This window comes from Marinicella gelatinilytica (assembly GCF_026410405.1).
Lineage (GTDB): Bacteria > Pseudomonadota > Gammaproteobacteria > Xanthomonadales > Marinicellaceae > Marinicella > Marinicella gelatinilytica.
Window position 1 is genome coordinate 103,094 of record NZ_JAPMLN010000016.1, and the last position, 18,766, is coordinate 121,859.

Genomic DNA, 18,766 nt, shown 5'->3' on the forward strand with positions numbered 1-18,766 from the left:
GGCTATACTATTAGGGTTATTCAAGCCAATATGGGGTTTATCATGAAACGCTTCCTTACAATCATCAGTCTTTTTTTAATCGGCTTTCAATGCCAAACTTTAGCTGCTGTGCATTTATCCAATGACGGTACCGGCCAGCTTGGGATTGTGCCGTTTTATTCCGTGGTGGACGGTAACGAAACGCATGTGAGGGTCATGAACACCAGTGATCAATACAAAGCCGTGCGGGTTAATGTCCGCAGCGCTGATACGGCTGCACAATCGCTATACAGTCTAAATATTTATCTGCGGCCACACGATACCTGGCGTATTGCCTTGCTTCAACGTGATGGATTTATCACCGGCCTTAATACCGACAACACCTGTACTTTAGGTCTCACAGATCCAAGAAAACAGCCCACAGATTGGTCCAATCATATCTGGGAAACGGGTTTTATTGAAGTCATTGAGATGGGTGAAATTGATCCGGCAACCATGGATTTTTACTCAGATTATCCGGGTGAGGTCAATTATTGCGGCAGTATTGAACAAGCCTGGTCAAATAACGGTATTTGGTCCAATAATCCGCTGCAAGGTCTTCAACCCGCTACCGGTGGTTTACAAGTTACCACTGAGCTAATTAATGTCGCTGCTGGTTTTTCTTTTCATATGCCGGTGACTATGCTGGCCGATTTCTATCCGAGTAATACCACACTTCATACAGCTGCCGGTTCAGCTGAGCCGAATTTAAGTAGCGGCAGTAAAGACAGCCGGATTTTATATGATGGTGATGTTGTGGAAACCACATGGAATCATGGTTATGAAGCTGTCAGTGCTTTATTAATGAAACAATCTGTGACCAATGAATTCAGTCTAATAACCGAGGTACGTGGACAAACCGAATGGACCATGACATTTCCAACCTTAGCGTACCATCTGAGCGATCCTGATTTTTCTGAGAACTTTTATTACCCAAATAATGAAGTTGACTATGCGGCCTTTTCCGTTGAAGGATGGCAAACGCCTTATCCCTGTTTGAGTGGTCATACATGCTCGTCAAGCCACGCAACAAAAATTGATTATTTAAAACAGCATACGGCTGTTTATAATTTCATGCGCTACATTAACCAAGATGACCCAATGAATTTGAGCCGAACAGATGCAGACAACGTCTATATTTATCATGTTAATTCTGAAAGTTGGCGGTTAAATCCGCAATTAAGAAAACAGTCTCAATCAGGCACAGCCCATTTAATATTTACTTCAAATCACCCATATAGTGGTGATTCATCTGTCACAGCACAACTCACAGGTGTCGATACTCATTCCGGTAAACCGCATGTTTATAAAGGCTTGCCGATGATTGGTTTCGCCGTGCATTTTTCTTATAACGATGCAGTACCCGCTGTTTATAGTAGAAGCCAAGCGCATAGTGCCAAGCGCCTGATCAATAAAATTGAATCCAATTAATTACGTGCCACAAAATCCAAAACGGTGGCATTAATACAATATCGGGGTTGGCCGTTTGGGCCATCATCGAACACATGGCCCAAATGGATGCCACTGGTTTTAGCAATGACTTCAGTGCGAACCATACCCAGGCTGTGATCTGGCTTTTCGATTACCGAATCTTCAACCGGTTTGGTGAAAGACAACCAGCCGGTTCCGGAATCAAAGCGATGGTCGGTATCGAATAAAGGCTCACCACTGAGTTTATCGGTAAATACACCCGGCGGCGTGTCTTTAAATAAATCATATTGCTTGCAAAACCGGTTATCGGTCCCTTCAGCAAAGGCGACTTTATAGGCTTCACTGTCACCAAGCTTAAAAGCCCCTAAGGCTTTATAAAATTCTTTGGCAGACATATAGCCTTGTTTGGCAAAGGTTTCTTGACCATCTTCTAAGAAGTAAATCGTGGGTGTGGCCCAGGTGGGTGTTTCAATATCGAGGTCTTTTAATTGTTTGGCGGTGCGGTACACCAGAGGGATATCGCCCTGATAGTTTTCACTGACATCCTTGCGGAATTTTTCACAATAAGGGCAGTAGCCATCAGCTTCTAATACCATTATGGCTTTGCCTGTCAGCAGTGCATCGTTATCAACCTGCGTGACAGCTTTTTTTTGACCCGGAGAATCACGAAAAGTGACACCGGTTGAATGATCCGGACAATAACCATTGGGGTTTTTCGCGATATAATCCTGGTGATATTCTTCTGCCGGATAAAACGTGTCCAGGGGTTTAATGATGGTTTGAATCCGGCCATAGCCCGCAGCGGTGAGCTGTTTTTGGTATTCATCGCGCAGGTTTTTGGCTAATTTTAATTGTTCTTCATCCGTGGTCAACAAGATAGATCGGTATTGCGTACCGATATCATTACCCTGACGGTTTTTTTGGGTTGGGTCATGTAGCTCAAAAAAATGTTTGATTAAATCGTCGCTGGATAATTGATTGCGGTTATAGCTGACTTTGACCACTTCGGCAAAATTATTGTCATTAAATCGGTTTTGTGCCTGGGTGATGGCCCGGTAAGTCGGTGCAACGCCCTGGCCGTCGGCATAACCGGACACCGCATCAATGACACCGTCTAAACTTTCATAGAATTTTTCCGCACCCCAAAAACAACCTGAACCCAGTACCAGGGTATTGACGTGACTGGTAGCTGCTTCCGGTGTGGTGATTTTTTTATTTGTTATCTTTTTGTCAACATCCGCACAGGCCAATAGGCTGGTCAGCATTAACAGAACTGTTGATATTTTTAGATAATTTTGATTGCTCATAATTATGCTCAATTTCAATAAGTCATAATTATAGACAACTGTACGTGAAAAATCTGTTTGGAACAAATATGACAATAGATGTCCTTATCCATTGACCAACGGGTTGGCATGAAATTATTGTCAGGAACAAAACTTCACGTTGCTCGTAGAGTGAGGCGCAGGGATCCGTCGAATAAAATATGTTCAAAAAAGCCGCCCCTTTTCAAAGACGGCTTGCACAAAAGACTATTTATTGAGCTTGGTCTCGCGTACTAAATCAGCTAAATAGATGGCATTAATTAACCAACGCTGGGTGCCATACCAGAAACCACGAAAGTTGGGGTTAAAGCCAAATTGAATAACACTGCCACGTCCCAGTCTATCCGCGGTAATTAACGGTTTTTCAGTGAGTTTTTCCTGCCAATAATCAGACACATAACCGGCAGCTTCCACTTCTTTTGCAAGGCGCAAAGGTGTGGCATAAGGATTTTCAGATTCACTTAACACCACATCGCCTTTTAGCAGAGGATATTGGGTTTCATTCAAGGTACCAAAAGCCAAAGGATGGCTTAAATCTGCTTTGGCAGTGACAATGGCGCCACCCAAGATGCGTTTAGCTTGATCGGCTTCAAAATCAGCGTAATGCTTAGATTCAGCAACTGTGTCTTTTTTATCTACTTTGCTGTCTTCGTTGGTTTTTTCCGATTCTGATTTGGCTTGCAGGTTTTTATCCGCCCAAACAGCACCTCGTTGTAAACCAATCAAATGACCGCCGGCTTGTACCCACTTTTGAATCGATTGGCTGTGCTGCTCGCTAAAATCTTGGTTGTATCGGCCATCCGGCATTATGATGTGGGTGTAACGGTGTAACGGTACACGGCTGAGTTGATTTATGCGGACTTTGGTCAGTGGTAAATGCACCTGGGTATCGAATAAATGCCACAAGCTGCCGGCCTGATAAGCATTAACGCCTTGACCCACCACCATCAATACTTTCGGTGCTTTCACTTGCTGCACCTGAGGCGAACCGACATCAATGCCGCTGTCAGCCTGAAAAGTGCGTAAAGCATGCCACTCAACAGCAAACAAATCACTGACTGCACTTAACATGGAAAATAAATCATCTTCTGATTGGTCTTTAACGGTCAGAATAAAACTACCTGCCGGTAATTTTTTACCATCAACATGTAGGGGTTTCGCACTGATAAAGAGTTCTTGTTGTTGCGATAGCAAATAGTTTAACGCCGCAGGTGCATTGGCATTATCCCAATTAAAAGCAAAGGCCACCGCATCTTTTTTATAGCCGTTTTGGCTTTTCGGTACCTCAAACTGATCATTGCTGTCTATACTGCCGGAAACCGGTGCCCAAGGTAAGCCCCAGGCCATCGGCAAATTCCAGGCCGAGACATCATAAAAGGTATTATTTTCAAAGCGCTTATCGGTGGCAAATAAGGCTTGCACCAAGGTTGTTTGCGGCTGATCTAAACTGATATAAACCGCCTGATCCTTAATAAAACGCTGGTTATCAATGGTTTTATTGGCTGCCAGATTACGGACTTCAATGTCATGGCGGTCGAGGAAATCCAGTAATTGCAATCGTCGTTGCGGTTGTTTTGAAACATCCACCACAAAGCCTTTCATAGTAAGCTTAGCAGCGGCTTCGCGGGCTTTCTGGCTGAACTCACGTTGGTGACTGATAAAATCATCGCGTAAGGCATTGGCGCCCACTAAGCTCGTGACTGCTGTGGTAAATTGGTTGCGAATACCATCAGCTAAACTACGTTCTCCGTTACGGGTTTCAATGACGCCGCCTTCGGCACGCGCTTGTTCAAATAAAATACCGACACTGCCTTGAATATCCGGATAGGTCGAGCCTTTACCGGGATAAAAATCATCGAAACTTTCGCGGCTATAATAACTTTGTCCGAGTTTATCCAGGCCTTTGGCGTGGTAATCCGCCAGTTTTTCGGTCAAGGTGACATTGTTGCTGACAATTAATGGGTTTTTGCGATCCGGTACACCCGGCTGAAAGAAGAAACTGGCGGCCGACCCCATTTCATGGTGATCGGTGATTAAATGCGGTTGCCATTTCTGGTATTGAGTGATGCGGCCTTGTGATTCGGGCTGGGTTAATAACAGCCAATCACGGTTTAAATCAAACCAATAGTGGTTGGTGCGACCACTGGGCCATTGCTCATTGTGTGACATGTCATAAGGGTCGGTAACTGTGGCTTTAGATCGAAAACTGTTGGCAAAGGTGGCAAACCGATCAAAACCATCAGGATTAATGGTCGGGTCAATTAAAATAACGGTCTTATTAAGGCTGTCACGAATCGCCTGGTTATTGGTTGACAGCACATACCATGCATACAAAACTGAGGCATTACCACCACTGGGCTCATTGCCATGAACACTGAAACCCTGCCAGACTTTCAGCAAATCTTTACGCTGAGGCAAATCTTCAAACTGTTGCATATTTTCAGCACTGCTGATAACCAACAACACCAGGCGTCGGCCTTCATGACTTTGACCATATTCAATCAATTTGGCTTCCGGCGAACTGGCAGCTAACATCCCCATATAACGCACGACTTGGTCATGACGCAGGTGTTCGTCACCTAAATCCTGATTAAGAAAACCACTCGGAGAGGGAATACTGGCGTTAAAACGTTCACCTTCAGGTAAGTAATAATCGATGGGCTTGGCCCATAGTGAGCCGGCCAACATCAGGCAGATGACGGCAATTATTTTATGAAGCATATGTTTGGTGTCCTATGTTGAGTCTGTTTGACACAATTCTATGGCACGGATGCGGTTTTGTCTAATTTGCTGGCCTAATTTCTCGCCTTCATAGCCTGCCTCGATTAGCGGTTTAATATCCACTGCCTGGGCGGCTTTAAAATAGCGACGTACGATGTCAGCCTGTGGATAATCCTGAAACTCATCGCCCCAGCGGCCGGTGGCATCGGCCTGGCAGGCTTGTACAAACTGTTCCACCCGTTCGGGTCGCCGATAAGCATCTAAATCCTGAAATAATTTATCCACGGTTTTGGCTCGTAACACTTCAATGGTGTGACATTTTAAATGTAAGCGACACACCAATTCTGCCAATTGCTGATAGTTTTTTGGTACTTTTAAACGCCGGCTTACCGCTCGCACTAAAGGCACTCCGGTGGCTTCATGACCTCGATGACTTGGCAATACATGCGCCGGGGTAATGCCTTTGCCCAAATCATGCACCATCACCGCATAAGCCACTTCGTTACTTAAATGCTTGGCATTATCTATTGCCAACATGGCATGCACGCCGGTATCGATTTCCGGGTGCCATTGACGGGTTTGCGGTATCCCGAAATAAGCATCAATTTCCGGTAACAATTGTTTTAAAGCACCGCATTCACGCAAGGTCCAGAAAAATGCCGAGGGCGTTGGTTCATTCAGGCTTTTTTTAATTTCTTGCCAGATACGTTCAGCCGGTAATTCTTGTAGTTCATTGTCGGCCACCAATTGTTGCATCATGACGATTGTTTCCGGATGCACGGTAAAGCCTAAATGCGCAAAGCGGGCCATAAACCGCGCCACCCGCAGTACCCGTAACGGGTCTTCAGCAAAAGCCGGCGACACATGGCGCAAAACCTTGTTTTTTATGTCTTGCTGCCCACCCCAGGGGTCGATCAACTCATCAGTGGATTCATCCACAGCCATGGCATTAATGGTTAAATCACGACGCTGTAAATCTTCTTTCAAGGTGACTTCAGCTGAGGCATCCACGGTAAAACCATGGTAGCCGCGACCGGATTTTCGTTCCGTACGTGCCAGGGCATATTCGTGTTTGGTTTTGGGATGTAAAAATACCGGAAAATCATCACCCACCGGCAAGAAACCACGTTGCTGCATCTCCTCAACCGTACTGCCCACCACCACATAATCTTTATCTTTCACCGCAATATTTAACAGACGATCACGTACTGCACCACCGACTAAATAAACACGCAAACCAGTTAATGGCATAAGGTTTCAACCCGTTCCAAAGGCACCTTTTTATTAGGCCAGAGATCACTTTTCTGACCATCAATGGGCATGGTCGGCATCCAGTGACTAATGCGATTGGGCTGACCTGAGTTTAGCCAGTCATAAATCACCACATTCGATAAAATTCGTGGAATATAACCACGGGTTTCTCGATAGGGAATGGTTTCCAACCAAACATCCGGCGCCGTGGGAAAATTTTTGCTCCAGTCAATACTTTTGCCTTCACCGGCATTATAAGCGGCGGCTACCAACAAAGGATGATCAAATTGATTAAATAAGTTCTTTTGATAATGAATACCTAACTGTAAATTCAGCGGGGCGGTATATAAATCGTCACGACTGCAACAAACCAATCCAAGTTCTTTACCCATGCGTCCGGCAGTTTCCGGTAATAACTGCATCAGACCATGCGCTCGTGCCGGTGACAGCGCGTCTTTGGCCCAGGCACTTTCCTGTTTAATCACTGCCATCACCCACGGCGATGTCACTTTAGATTCAGCAGCGAAACCGTCAATGGTATCGGCATAAGCCACCGGATAGCGTGATTCATAATCTTGCCAGCGGCCTAAATCTGCCATGGTGGTAATCACCTTCGCGTACCAACCTTCAGCTTTCATGTGCTGTGCCAGTGCCAGCTTTTCGTCAGCGGATAAACCGCTATAAGCCAAATTCCATTCACTGCGCGCCATGGTTAATAAACCGGCATGATACAGTTCCACAGCCCGTTCAATGGGTTTAGGTAAAATGAAATCTGTAGTGCCTTTATCGGCAGGTTTTTGGCACAAATAATAAGGTAAACGTAGATGGTCTGCCGCTAAAAAGCCATAATAATGAGTCTGCTTACTTAGGTTTCGAAATAAATCCCGGGCTTTTGTGGTTTCTCCGGTTTTAGCGTAGGATCTGGCCAGCCAATACTGCCAGCGTTCATCAAGTTTTTGCGTGACCGGCATTTTTTCAATGCTTTCGGCCACCGCAGCCCAATCGCCATTGAACAAGTAATACCGGGTAATCCAGGCGCGAATTTGTTTGTCCTGTGAAGCCGGCGGCAAGGCCTTCATGGCAGCAATGGAAAAAGGCTCATAATCAGTGGCAGCAAACAAGGCTGTAAGCCGTTCAACGGTATTGATTTGTGTCTCACTAAAGTCATGCTGTTTTTTTAAATCCGGCCAAATCTCATACAATTGTGCGGGTTTTTTTTTGGCTGCATTTTCCGCGGCAAGGTAGAGTAATTCGCTGGTTTTGGGATGGGGTTTTAATTTTGCGGCTTTTTTGAAGGTGGTCATATCATCCACCAACAAATCCTCAGCCAGGCTCACCCAATCGGGTGTTTGAGTCAGCTGTTGCGTTAAATAGCGCAATAGGGGCAATTGGCGTTCCTGAAAGCTCAGCTTAATCCGTTTTAGCAGCAATTCATCGGTTTGATAACCTTGCGCTCGCCACCAGTCAAACACCTCATTACAAGCATCAGGTATTGAATGTCCCTGTAACCATGTTTGTTCAACCAAATTTGGTAAATTATCTTTTTTACCGGTTTTTAGAAGCGCCGTCAAATACCAGCATTGGCGTTGGCCTGAACTAAAAGTTGCACCATGTTTGAGTAGTAAAGACCATTTTTTTTGCTGCGCCAAGGCGGTCTGTAAATGACCAGATAAGCGCCGATTCAAGGGACTATCAGGATGTGCTAGTTTAAAGGCATTGATTTTAGTAATTGGTAAATTATCCATATCAGCCACTAGCAAGGCATAATCTAAATAATGGATGACGGGGTAATCTTTAAGTTGCTCCCGCTTTTTTTTAACCGCAGCCGTTTGACCGTTGAGTGCTTGATAATAGAGTTGTTTGAATAAACTACGTTGTTGGTCATTATCATCAGCAAAAGCGGGGGCATTGAACACCAAAACACATAAAAGTAATAGCCGACTCAACGGCTTAAGTGAACAATTTTTTATTCGCATCCTGTCACCTCGCTTTCCAGTTGTTGTAAAAAATCCAGCATAAATTGATGGCGTCGATTGGCTTCTTGGCAGGCTGATTCAGTGTGAAAACTGTCTTTTAAATGTAATAACTTGGTATAAAAGTGATCCACCATAGCCAATTTATCATCCGGCTTTCTATGATAACAAAACGGGTCTTCATTATGTGTTAACGGATTACCCAAGCTTGTACCAACCATCACCGTTCGCGCTACACCAATGGCACCGATTGCGTCCATTCGATCCGCATCCTGAACAATTTTGGCTTCCAGCGTTTGGCATGGGATATTGGCAGAATAACTGTGGGCTTCTATGGCATGTTGAATGGCCGGAATATGGCTGTCCGGATAATCCCAGTTTTGCAGCAAATTGCCGGCTTTTTCAGCGGCTAAAACCGATGCCTTCGCTCGTCGGGAATCATCCTTAGCCACTGCCACACAATCATGTAACCAAGCGGCAGGTATCACCACCGCCAAATCAGCCTGTTCCATTTCAGCCAGTTGCCGGGCCGTTTTCACCACCCGTTTTATGTGGTTAATATCATGCGCGCCATCAGCTGTTTTTTGGCTTTTTAGCCATTCACAAAATCGTTGTTGCCATTGTTGAAGTGCCGCAGGCTGCATTGAGATTTATTGTTTAAACAATTTATTTAATTCTGTTAGTAGCGCCCGAACCTCTAAACTGAATAAGGTAAATTGACTGTCCAAAAGCTGCCATTCAGATTCAATGCTGCTTTCTTCAAGCTGATCCAACACCACATCCGTAAACTTAATTTTCTTAATGCCCATATCATGACCTAACACAAACTCCACCCGATCCTGATAACTTAAACCCAATTGTGTCACTAAATAGCCGTTTTCAATGTGTCGCTTCATTTGATCATCAAGATGTTCAATGTTTCGGCCGCGCACAACGCCTTTGTTATCATCCAGGGTTTCTAACACAATTTCCGTGTCCAGCATAAAACCACCGGGCGGTTGATCTTTAATCACCCATTGGGTCATGCTGTCGGCCATTGAGGAAGATGGCCCATAGGCCGAGGCTTTAAAAGAACCCAGGGTTTGGCGTAATTGACTGACCAGATCTTCAGCGGCATTTTGTGAGGCACTGTTAACCACCAATTGATTCAGCTTAATGTCAATATAAGCATGCACTGTTTTGGGTTTAACAAAAGCCTTTGGTAACATTTCATTCATTAACTGTTGCTTAATATCCATTTGCTGCTTACGACCGGGCTTTTCGCCGGTGGTTTGTTTGATTTGCGCCACCTGCTGACTTAATTGGTGATTCACCACCGCCGCCGGCATGACTTTTTCTTCAATACCCAAATTAAATAACATGGCATCGCCACTTTGCAGCACAAACAAATCACTGTCTTCGCCAAACGGCGACAACCAACCTTTCGATACCATCTCCATAGGGCCACAGGGGCGTAATGCATCAGCTTTTAAAGCATCAGACAATTGTTCTGCATTAAGTGAGAAATCTTCATTAAGTTGAAACAAACGGGCGTTCTTAAACCACATAAGGAATCCTTGTAAAAAGTGTGCATTTTAACAAAGAACCCACCTGAATACTGTTCATAACGATTCTCATATTGTTAGCTTTAAAACCAATCAAATTCCTTTTTGCTGGATTTTTTTGCCATTTCATGCTAATAATAATTAAGCTAACAAGATGCCTGAACACTTAATTTAAAATGATAACCAGGCACGGGAAAGGGGTATATGACATCATTATTTAGAACACTTTTTGGTGGTAAATCCACCCATAAACACGCCAACTTCGACCGCCGACATTATGATCGACGCCAAAACACAGACCGGCGCCAAACCATACGTTTCGACAACGACTTTCAGGATCGACGCAGCGGTAAAGATCGCAGACGTGGTCACGGTATCTGGGACCATCACGAACAGTAAATCTTAGATTAATCGTTATGCCAATACTTTTGCATCTTAATAAATAAAAAAGATGCCGACCAAGTAATCAGCACCAAACCGGTGAGAGATTCGATACCGGTTAAAAAACGCACTAAACCATGGGGTTCAATGTCACCGAATCCCAAGGTTGAAAACGTGGTAAAAGAAAAATACACACAATCCCAAAAAGAGCCATCAAATTCACCGGTCATTGAACCAAATGCGGGATTCTTCAACTGCAGATAATAACCAACAGCAAACACCCACACTTCCACCGAATGAGCAATTAAGGCGCCTACCACGCCTTTAAGAACACGTAATCTCGGTTTTATTGGCTTGTTTTCAGGAAATACACTGAGGCGTGATAAAAACTCATAATGAATCAACACAACCAGAGCCACCAATGTGATATTAATGGCTGAGGCAGCAATAAACATAGCAGGACTGGGCGTCATCATTGCTTAAGTTTATCAGGAAAAATAGCGATTGATGTGGAAAAAACCATCGATTAACCTTTTTCTTCAATGTACCTTATGGCATCCAACATTTGTTGATCAGGCTTAAGCTTAGCACCGGTTTTATAATCCAACAACACGATGCGACCACTGCCGACACTACACACAGTTTTTTGCGTTTCGCTATAAATACCATAACGCATCAAAAAACCATATTCATGGTTTTCTACCACCGAAGCACCAACCAAAATATGATCAGGATATGTCAGAGGTCTTTTAAAACGGCAGTCTGTTTCTGCCAGAATAGGGCCAATCTGTTTTTTCTGCATGGTTTCCAGTAGCTTCATATCAGCCATATAAGCCAATCGCGCCGTTTCAAAATAACGGAAATATAGGGTGTTATTAACATGCCCAAAAGCATCCATATCACCCCACTGCACCGGCAAAGTCACTTGTACCGGAAATGCCTTGTTGAATTCATCTAAAGTTCTCATCTAACTCACACATATAAAACAATCAGATTGCCACGCTTTTGATCACATCTCAAGCATTTCAGTAAAACAAAATGCTATCCACTAAAAAAAGGCGCCATGGTGGCGCCTTTGAAGAAACGCTTGCCTCATCTGGTCTTAAAAGCTAAACCAAATACCAAAATCACCGTCACCCATGCGCCAGCCGTTATGGTAGGGGTAGTGATTATAGTAACTCACATAGAAATTTGGTGCGTGGTAAACATCACACCAGTGGCCTTCATGCCAATGGCCATAACCGTAACCGACTCGTTGATAATAATGGCCTAAGCCACGCACCGGACGGTACCGATATCGGTCATGATTATAAGGCTGGTAATAATAGTAAGTATGACCATAAGTCCGCCATTGGCTGTGGTAATGACGGCTGTCATTGCGCCAATCACCATAGCTATAGTTTCGGTACTTGTTGCGGTAAGAGCCCTGTGAATAATTAGGTTTGGTTACCACATAACTGTCATCAAAATGGCGGTTGCCGCGATAATCATGGTTGAAACCGCCTTGACCACGGATCTGTCCGTGGGACCTATTATGAGATCTGTTTTTGTTTGAACTATAGGTACTGGGCTGTTGTTTTGACTGATAACGTGAGGGCTGTGGGCTCCGATCATGGAGACCTTTAACAGCACTACGTGTGTCTTGATTATTGTGCCTGTTTGACTGGTTGTCATATCGTCCGGCAGAAACGCTTAAGCTTAAACCAAGCATCGTAATCAATGTCACAATCGATAATTTTTTCATGGTGTACTCCTGATACATACTTAACACTAATTTATCGCAAAAAGATGAATTTTATCTGAACCGTTCAGAATCGGTTTAGCTTGAAAAAATGACCCATCAACCAGAGATATACTTTTATATTAAGCTAACAATCGACAACTTATGAAATATTTACACACCATGGTTCGGGTTTCGGACTTAGATGAATCTTTAGATTTTTATGTGAAGCATTTAGGCCTGGTTGAATCGCACCGCAAAGAAGTCGAAGCCGGACGTTTTACTTTAGTGTTTTTACACGCCCCTGGTGACGAGTCAGCACAAATTGAACTCACTTATAATTGGGACGGCGGTGATTATGATGAGGGTCGGAATTTCGGCCACCTGGCCTATGAAGTGGATGATATTTATGACATTTGCCAGCGCTTGATGGATGCCGGTATCACCATTAACCGACCACCCTCGGACGGCCACATGGCTTTTGTCAGAAGCCCGGATAATATTTCCATTGAACTGCTACAAAAAGGCGAACCCTTGCCCAAAAAAGAACCCTGGGCCTCCATGCCCAAAGTCGGTCATTGGTGATTAATCTTTGCAGAATTGGTTGATATCGTTATTCACCATACGCTGCAGCGCAATATTAAAGGTTTGCCCGTCCATTGTTTCTAAGTTCATCATCATCTGATGACAACCGTCCATGCTCAAGGTCATATCAGCAAACTTTTCCACCTGCGCCGGGGTATCGGCTTGCCACAACCCAAGACCACTGTATTCACCCAATTCAATATCTAAGGTCGGTTGCGGATAATTTATATTACTGGTGCCGGCTAACCACAAAGGCTGACCGTCTCGAAACAAATACAAGGTCACAAATAAATAACGGCTGCCATCATCACGCAAGCCTTCAACAATACTCATGCCCTGGTTTTGGTAATCCGGGTCAAACCAGTTACCGACACTTAAAGCGCCCATATCCGGGACTGCTTCGAGTGTTTTAATGGATGATTGACCACTCCGTAAATCTTTTATAAGTGCAAAAGTTTCGGTCTTATCCTCATCGGTGATTATATTAATCAACTCATTCTGGTTTAGATCCAATCCGGGCGATTGGTTGGTGATATCGGTTGTCAGGGTTTTTAAGTTCAAACCATTGGTGTAATGATTAATCACCACCGTTTCGCCGCCATCACGCGGATAAACTTCAGGCACATCCGTAAAAGGACCGCCTAAACCGAGAATCTTATTTAGATTTTCATCATAATAGCTGGTTGTCCAAGCCGGTGGCGAAGCTGTGGGGCCACTATGGGCATATGCAATTAAATATTCATTACTCACAGTTAGCGTCATAATTCCTAAATAAAAACCAAATTCAACTTGCTTCTCTACTTTGCTCAAGTCCGATGATAGCTTAACAAGTTGACTGCCTCCGTTTTCCTCATAAGCGATCATATAATAATGATTTTTAAATCGGGTCAGATAATTAACTTCACTAAAACCCAACTGTTCCCCCAGAAAATAGTGATCATCTTGTTCCGGTATCACCAAAATATCACTGAACTGCTGTGCATCGATATGATATAAACAGGTGTCTTCATAATACCAGACAAGGTCCTCATCAAGCTCAAAACCTACTGGCAAACTCTCAGAATAGTCGACAGCGTTGTTATAATGATACCGAACAAGACTTATTTGGTTGCTGTAAAACAGATAGACGGGATAAATAAAATCTCGCACTCCAAATCCACATGCGAGATTAGGCATAGATGTATCAAAATCTGAGGCCGAATCTCTCAATTGATTTTCTATGACATGACCATCGTAAACAGTAAGCATTTGTTCATTCAGCGCACTTCTTGCAAAAATAAGATTTCCTTTTTGGTACATCGGGGTTTTATGAAGGGGGGCCCCATCCACTGATTTAGTACCTAAAGGAGTACCGTCTGATTTCCATAGGCGATTATAATGTGGTAAATTTGTGAAAAAATTATCTTTAAAGTAAAAATAACCTCCCATCACATAAAACTTTGGATAAAAATAATCCTCAAAAGTGTGCAATGTGGTGTAACTGTGATCACTTAAATCATAAGCCCACAGCGTGTAATCATCGTTTTGTTCCGTGACAAAAATAATCTGCTCATTAAACAGCAGCGGTTTTTGGTTGATGAGCGTATGCCCGTCCGGGGCTTCAATCAGAGGATTAAGTGTTAAAGCATTAACAGCGCATACTGAAAAAATCAAAATTATGAATAATAAAATCCGAGGTTTTAGGGTGTTGCGATTCATAAAAATATCCTTATGGAAGACCATTAAATATTACCACAAGCGCGAAAACAAAGCATGACAGGAGTCACAAACTAAGTTGCGGTTGGTCTAGATTAGGCGACCGCAAGGGTCGCAGCTACGGTGTATTAATTCGTTTAAATTCAACAGCAGCCGTGTCGTTAGAGGATATTTAGACAAAAAATCGTTGGTATATAACCAACAGCCAACTCAATCCATAAATGCATAAGGCCAGAAACACTGCAGCGGAACCCACGTCTTTAGCCCGTCCTGCTAAAGGATGTTGTTTGGCACCGACCACCAAATCCACCACTGCTTCGATGGCTGAATTAATCAGCTCCACCAGTAACACCAGAAGGCCGGTGACTACCAAGACAAAAAGTTGTGCCGGTGTTTGTGCCAACCAAACGGCCACCGGTAACAGTACAATAAAAAGCCAGACTTCCAGACGGAAGCTGGCTTCGACTTGGTAGGCACTTTTAAAGCCTTGCAGGGTCCATTGAAAGGCTTTTAAAAGTTGCTTTGGTCCGCGAAAAGTCGGATCAGCCATTAAGCATTCATGTCCCAAATTATATTAGGTTCTTTCACTGCTTTGACTTCGTCTAAGCGTCTGACCGGTGTGGTGTAGGGGGCTTTTTTTAGAACATCAATGTCTTTTTCAGCTTGTTCTAAAATTTCAGCCATGGCTTCAACAAACAAATCCAAGGTTTCTTTGGATTCAGTTTCGGTGGGCTCAATCAACAAACATTCAGCCACCAATAACGGAAAATATACCGTTGGTGCATGCATGCCCTTATCCAATAAGCCTTTGGCTAAATCAGAGGCCAACAGCCCCAATTCTCTGGCTTGACGGCGTAAGGTGATGATAAATTCATGGCTGGCGCGGCGATTTTTAAACGCCAGTTGAAAACCCTTGTCCTGTAGACGTTTCATTAAATAGTTGGCATTTAATGTGGCAAATTCACTGACCCGCTGCATGCCTTGTTTACCGAGCAATAAAGCATACACATAAGCCCGTAAATTAACCCCGGCATTACCGGCAAACGCCGATAAACGGCCGATGGTTTTTGGAGCACGTTTTTCATCGACAAAATGATAGCCATTGTCGTCTTTACCGACATATGGTACCGGCATATAAGGCAACAGGCGTTTACCGACACCAATGGCACCGGAACCGGGGCCACCGCCGCCATGCGGTGTGGAAAAGGTTTTATGTAAATTCATGTGAATCACATCAAAACCCATGATACCGGGGTTGGTTTTACCGATAATGGCATTTAAGTTTGCACCATCGTAGTAAAGCAAACCACCGACGGCATGCACTTTATCAGCGATTTCCTTAATATGGGTTTCAAACACACCCAAGGTGGAGGGATTGGTCAACATAATCCCGGCGGTCTGGGGCCCTAAAGCCGCTTCCAGTGCATCCATATCCACATTGCCATCTTTGTCAGTACGGATTTCTTTGACTTTATAGCCGCACATAATGGCGGTGGCGGGGTTGGTACCGTGCGCGGCATCGGGCACAATAATCTCTTTACGTGCGGTATCACCACGGTCATCATGATAGGCTTTAATCATGGCGACACCGGCAAACTCACCCTGGGCACCGGCCATCGGTGTTAACGACACACCGGCCATATTAGTAACCGCCTGCAAGATTTCCTGCAAATGGTACATGCATTCTAAATAGCCTTGAGACAGCGAATCATGGGCCAGAGGGTGGCGTGATAAAAACTCTTCACGCATGGCCAGGGTATTGCAGACCTTGGGGTTGTACTTCATGGTACAAGAGCCCAAAGGATAGAAATTGGTTTCAATGGAAAAATTTTTCTGGCTCAATTGGGTGTAATGCCTGACGACATCCAATTCACTGGCTTGCGGCATACCCAAACGCACATCACGTTGGTAAGCTTCGGGGATAAGATGGCTAACATCCAACGCATCAAGAGATTGTGCCCAAGCACTGCGGCCGGGTTTAGATTTTTCAAAAATTAACATAGATTCACTCAAAACTCATAAAACACGGAAACGTGGTAATTTCGACCGGCGGCATCTAAACCAGAGGCATGTTCACGGTATTTTTTATCAAACAGATTCTCGATACCGACACGCATCGTGGTCTGTAATCCGACCTGCCATGTCAGGTGGCTATCATATACCACAAAGCCACCGGTACCCAAGGGATTAATGCGGGCATCACGCACATCTCGTCCACTTAATCGGTCTTGGTTGGTGGCATAACGCACTTGTTGTCGCCAGGTCAGCGCACCTGATAATGGCCAATGATAACCAAGCACACCAAAAGCAGGTGGAATGCGATCCGCCGGCTCATCTTGATCAGCGTCGGTTTGTTCTCCATAGGTGTAAGTCAAATGGGCATATAAATGACCGCCATCATTAAAATAGCGGTTGTATTGCGCCTCAATACCCCACAATCGCACTTCACCAATATTTTGTGATTGCACGATGTCCTGACCTGAAGCGGTGGTTTCACCGGTCAATGTCGAAGCAATCACATCGTTATAATCCGAAACAAACAAAACCGTTTCGGCCTGCCAACCGTTTCCTGCATGTTTGAAACCAACATCCAAGGTATGCACAGATTCAGGTTTGACATTGGCATTCACCACATTAAAGCGGTTATTGGGTCGATCACCCACTTGGCCTAAATCAAAAATATTCGGTGGCCGGAAACCACGACTCAAGTTGGCAAATAATCGATCAGCGTCACTCAGCTGATATAGCCAACCTAATTGCCAAGTGATATCGGATAATTTTAAAACATCATCATTGATTTGCGGGTTGTTCAGATCAATGTTGTAGTCGCTATAACGGCCACCGGCGCTCAATTCATGTAAGCCTAAGCGGTGATGATAATCAGCGAATATAGCCCAATGTTGCATCTTAGATTGATCCGGAAACCTCGATTCAACATCAACAGTGATACCATTTTTGGTTTTTTGCTTGGCGCTGCTGATGGTGTCTTGATAGGCCTCAAAGCCATACACCCACTGACCGTTGTGACCAAAAGCTTTATCAAAATCCACTTGCAGCCCAAACAGTTCACTGCCATTCTGTTCAGTGCTCACACTTTCACTATTTAGAGCTTGTTTTAATCGACCATCGACAATTTTTTGCCATGCCAGATGCCAATCGGCACTGTCAAACCAACCGGTGCTTTGCGTTGATTGGTAATTCAAATGTGCAAAATAACGCTCATTGGGTCGGAATAAAAATAATTGTGAATCAGGTTCAGTCTGGCCAAAACCGGCCACCAGGTCATCCACCCGCGGGGTTGCCGGTTGCCGCAGGTATTGCATATCAAAAATTAAGCGATGTTCATCGTTAACCTGATAAAGCCATTTATTATTAGCCGCTCGCGCATTGTAAGCAGTGAAAGGAATGGTTTCACCACTGCCGGTGGTGCGATGACCGATGTCTTGGTAACTTAAACCCAAAGTGGTGGCCACGTTTTCATTACCACTGTCTATATTGATATGACTAAGCCACTGTTCATCAGCACTGTTATATATTCCTGCCAATTGCCCGGTTGATTGCCAGTTTGAACCCACAAAATCCGGTGTATGGGTAATGACATTAACCACACCACCTAAGGCATCGCCACCATATAATACCGAACCCGGACCACGAACCACTTCAATCTGTGATGTCATAAACGGATCCACCAAAGCAAAATATTGATTCGGTGCATTTCTAAAAAAAGCGGTGTTTAAACGCATACCATCGATTAAATGTAAGTTTTGCGATCCTTTTAGACCCCGAATAATCGGAATGCCCTGGCCGGGGGTGGTTTGTTGAATATACACACCGGTTTCATTGCGCAATAAATCCGGTAATAAAGCGTTGGGCTTATGTTTTATGTCTTCTCTGGTGACCACTGTCACCGCGCGAACACTATCATTACTTCCTGTGGCCAAACGCGAAGCGGTGACTTGAATCGGAGACAATTCCTGATCATTGTTTTGGGCTTCTTTCAGTTTTGGTTGCTGTGCCTGTTCTGCCGAGTCTATGGTTGTTTGTTCAGTTGCAGAAGCCACCGTAAAAACCGGCATCATCAATATAAGAAAGGCAATGTATCTGAGCATTATTGTCAAAAAT

General features: G+C 44.2%; 16 protein-coding genes. 3 read left to right on the forward strand and 13 right to left on the reverse strand.

The features are described from left to right. The first annotated feature begins 42 nt into the window (after nt 1–42). The gene (locus tag OS173_RS11125; RefSeq protein ID WP_267184361.1) at nt 43–1,449 is read left to right on the forward strand and encodes a hypothetical protein; all 1,407 of its coding nucleotides are present in this window, start codon (nt 43–45) and stop codon (nt 1,447–1,449) included. On the opposite strand, the gene msrA is transcribed toward OS173_RS11125, so the two are convergent. From msrA to OS173_RS11155, 6 genes are all read right to left on the reverse strand, one after another. Beyond that, nucleotides 1,446–2,756, reverse strand: coding sequence for a peptide-methionine (S)-S-oxide reductase MsrA (gene msrA, locus OS173_RS11130; protein ID WP_267184362.1), 1,311 nt, complete (start codon nt 2,754–2,756; stop codon nt 1,446–1,448). The two genes, OS173_RS11125 and msrA, sit on opposite strands and share 4 nt — an antisense overlap. Nucleotides 2,757–2,981: 225 nt before the next feature. After that, nucleotides 2,982–5,495, reverse strand: a complete 2,514-nt coding sequence (locus OS173_RS11135; protein ID WP_267184363.1) for a M14 family zinc carboxypeptidase — start codon at nt 5,493–5,495, stop codon at nt 2,982–2,984. A gap of 12 nt (nt 5,496–5,507) precedes the next feature. After that, nucleotides 5,508–6,746, reverse strand: coding sequence for a multifunctional CCA addition/repair protein (locus OS173_RS11140; RefSeq protein WP_407659820.1), 1,239 nt, complete (start codon nt 6,744–6,746; stop codon nt 5,508–5,510). Beyond that, on the reverse strand, nt 6,737–8,722 hold the full coding sequence (locus OS173_RS11145) for a transglycosylase SLT domain-containing protein (protein ID WP_267184364.1): 1,986 nt from the start codon (nt 8,720–8,722) through the stop codon (nt 6,737–6,739). The genes OS173_RS11140 and OS173_RS11145 overlap by 10 nt, the downstream gene beginning before the upstream one ends. Continuing rightward, the gene (locus OS173_RS11150; RefSeq protein ID WP_267184365.1) at nt 8,713–9,363 is read right to left on the reverse strand and encodes an HD domain-containing protein; all 651 of its coding nucleotides are present in this window, start codon (nt 9,361–9,363) and stop codon (nt 8,713–8,715) included. The genes OS173_RS11145 and OS173_RS11150 overlap by 10 nt, the downstream gene beginning before the upstream one ends. 6 nt (nt 9,364–9,369) lie before the next feature. Continuing rightward, nucleotides 9,370–10,266 carry a recombination-associated protein RdgC gene (locus tag OS173_RS11155; protein WP_267184366.1) on the reverse strand — a complete coding sequence of 299 codons (897 nt, stop codon included), beginning with the start codon at nt 10,264–10,266 and terminating at the stop codon, nt 9,370–9,372. A 201-nt stretch (nt 10,267–10,467) separates the two neighbouring features. Here OS173_RS11155 and OS173_RS11160 point away from each other — a divergent pair, with 201 nt between their 5' ends. Further along, nucleotides 10,468–10,662 (forward strand): hypothetical protein, encoded by a 195-nt coding sequence (locus OS173_RS11160; protein WP_267184367.1) that lies wholly within the window; start codon nt 10,468–10,470, stop codon nt 10,660–10,662. Between the two features lie 8 nt (nt 10,663–10,670). On the opposite strand, the gene OS173_RS11165 is transcribed toward OS173_RS11160, so the two are convergent. The 3 genes from OS173_RS11165 to OS173_RS11175 form a co-directional block, all read right to left on the reverse strand. After that, nucleotides 10,671–11,120, reverse strand: coding sequence for a potassium channel family protein (locus tag OS173_RS11165; protein WP_267184368.1), 450 nt, complete (start codon nt 11,118–11,120; stop codon nt 10,671–10,673). A 50-nt stretch (nt 11,121–11,170) separates the two neighbouring features. Beyond that, nucleotides 11,171–11,611, reverse strand: a complete 441-nt coding sequence (locus OS173_RS11170) for an acyl-CoA thioesterase (protein WP_267184369.1) — start codon at nt 11,609–11,611, stop codon at nt 11,171–11,173. A gap of 135 nt (nt 11,612–11,746) precedes the next feature. Then, entirely contained in the window at nt 11,747–12,388 is a 642-nt protein-coding gene (locus OS173_RS11175; RefSeq protein WP_267184370.1) for a hypothetical protein, read from the reverse strand. A 141-nt stretch (nt 12,389–12,529) separates the two neighbouring features. On the opposite strand from OS173_RS11175, the gene OS173_RS11180 reads away from it, so the two are divergent. Further along, complete coding sequence (locus tag OS173_RS11180; protein ID WP_267184371.1) at nt 12,530–12,949, forward strand: VOC family protein; 420 nt, start codon at nt 12,530–12,532, stop codon at nt 12,947–12,949. Here OS173_RS11180 and OS173_RS11185 read toward each other — a convergent pair whose 3' ends face one another. The 4 genes from OS173_RS11185 to OS173_RS11200 form a co-directional block, all read right to left on the reverse strand. Beyond that, nucleotides 12,950–14,647, reverse strand: coding sequence for a hypothetical protein (locus OS173_RS11185; RefSeq protein ID WP_267184372.1), 1,698 nt, complete (start codon nt 14,645–14,647; stop codon nt 12,950–12,952). A 169-nt stretch (nt 14,648–14,816) separates the two neighbouring features. Then, complete coding sequence (locus OS173_RS11190) at nt 14,817–15,194, reverse strand: diacylglycerol kinase (protein WP_267184373.1); 378 nt, start codon at nt 15,192–15,194, stop codon at nt 14,817–14,819. Then, a complete protein-coding gene (gene gcvPB, locus OS173_RS11195; protein WP_267184374.1) occupies nt 15,194–16,645 on the reverse strand; it encodes an aminomethyl-transferring glycine dehydrogenase subunit GcvPB in 1,452 nt (483 codons plus the stop codon). Before gcvPB ends, OS173_RS11190 begins: the two co-directional genes overlap by 1 nt. A gap of 8 nt (nt 16,646–16,653) precedes the next feature. Beyond that, nucleotides 16,654–18,723 carry a TonB-dependent receptor plug domain-containing protein gene (locus OS173_RS11200; protein WP_267184375.1) on the reverse strand — a complete coding sequence of 690 codons (2,070 nt, stop codon included), beginning with the start codon at nt 18,721–18,723 and terminating at the stop codon, nt 16,654–16,656. Nucleotides 18,724–18,766 lie beyond the last annotated feature (43 nt).

Coding starts and splice junctions, on each gene's coding strand:
- OS173_RS11125 (WP_267184361.1), top strand. CDS start 43: ATGAAACGCTTCCTTACAATCATCAGTCTTTTTTTAATCGGCTTTCAA.
- msrA (WP_267184362.1), bottom strand. CDS start 2,756: ATGAGCAATCAAAATTATCTAAAAATATCAACAGTTCTGTTAATGCTG.
- OS173_RS11135 (WP_267184363.1), bottom strand. CDS start 5,495: ATGCTTCATAAAATAATTGCCGTCATCTGCCTGATGTTGGCCGGCTCA.
- OS173_RS11140 (WP_407659820.1), bottom strand. CDS start 6,746: ATGCCATTAACTGGTTTGCGTGTTTATTTAGTCGGTGGTGCAGTACGT.
- OS173_RS11145 (WP_267184364.1), bottom strand. CDS start 8,722: ATGCGAATAAAAAATTGTTCACTTAAGCCGTTGAGTCGGCTATTACTT.
- OS173_RS11150 (WP_267184365.1), bottom strand. CDS start 9,363: ATGCAGCCTGCGGCACTTCAACAATGGCAACAACGATTTTGTGAATGG.
- OS173_RS11155 (WP_267184366.1), bottom strand. CDS start 10,266: ATGTGGTTTAAGAACGCCCGTTTGTTTCAACTTAATGAAGATTTCTCA.
- OS173_RS11160 (WP_267184367.1), top strand. CDS start 10,468: ATGACATCATTATTTAGAACACTTTTTGGTGGTAAATCCACCCATAAA.
- OS173_RS11165 (WP_267184368.1), bottom strand. CDS start 11,120: ATGATGACGCCCAGTCCTGCTATGTTTATTGCTGCCTCAGCCATTAAT.
- OS173_RS11170 (WP_267184369.1), bottom strand. CDS start 11,611: ATGAGAACTTTAGATGAATTCAACAAGGCATTTCCGGTACAAGTGACT.
- OS173_RS11175 (WP_267184370.1), bottom strand. CDS start 12,388: ATGAAAAAATTATCGATTGTGACATTGATTACGATGCTTGGTTTAAGC.
- OS173_RS11180 (WP_267184371.1), top strand. CDS start 12,530: ATGAAATATTTACACACCATGGTTCGGGTTTCGGACTTAGATGAATCT.
- OS173_RS11185 (WP_267184372.1), bottom strand. CDS start 14,647: ATGAATCGCAACACCCTAAAACCTCGGATTTTATTATTCATAATTTTG.
- OS173_RS11190 (WP_267184373.1), bottom strand. CDS start 15,194: ATGGCTGATCCGACTTTTCGCGGACCAAAGCAACTTTTAAAAGCCTTT.
- gcvPB (WP_267184374.1), bottom strand. CDS start 16,645: ATGTTAATTTTTGAAAAATCTAAACCCGGCCGCAGTGCTTGGGCACAA.
- OS173_RS11200 (WP_267184375.1), bottom strand. CDS start 18,723: ATGATGCCGGTTTTTACGGTGGCTTCTGCAACTGAACAAACAACCATA.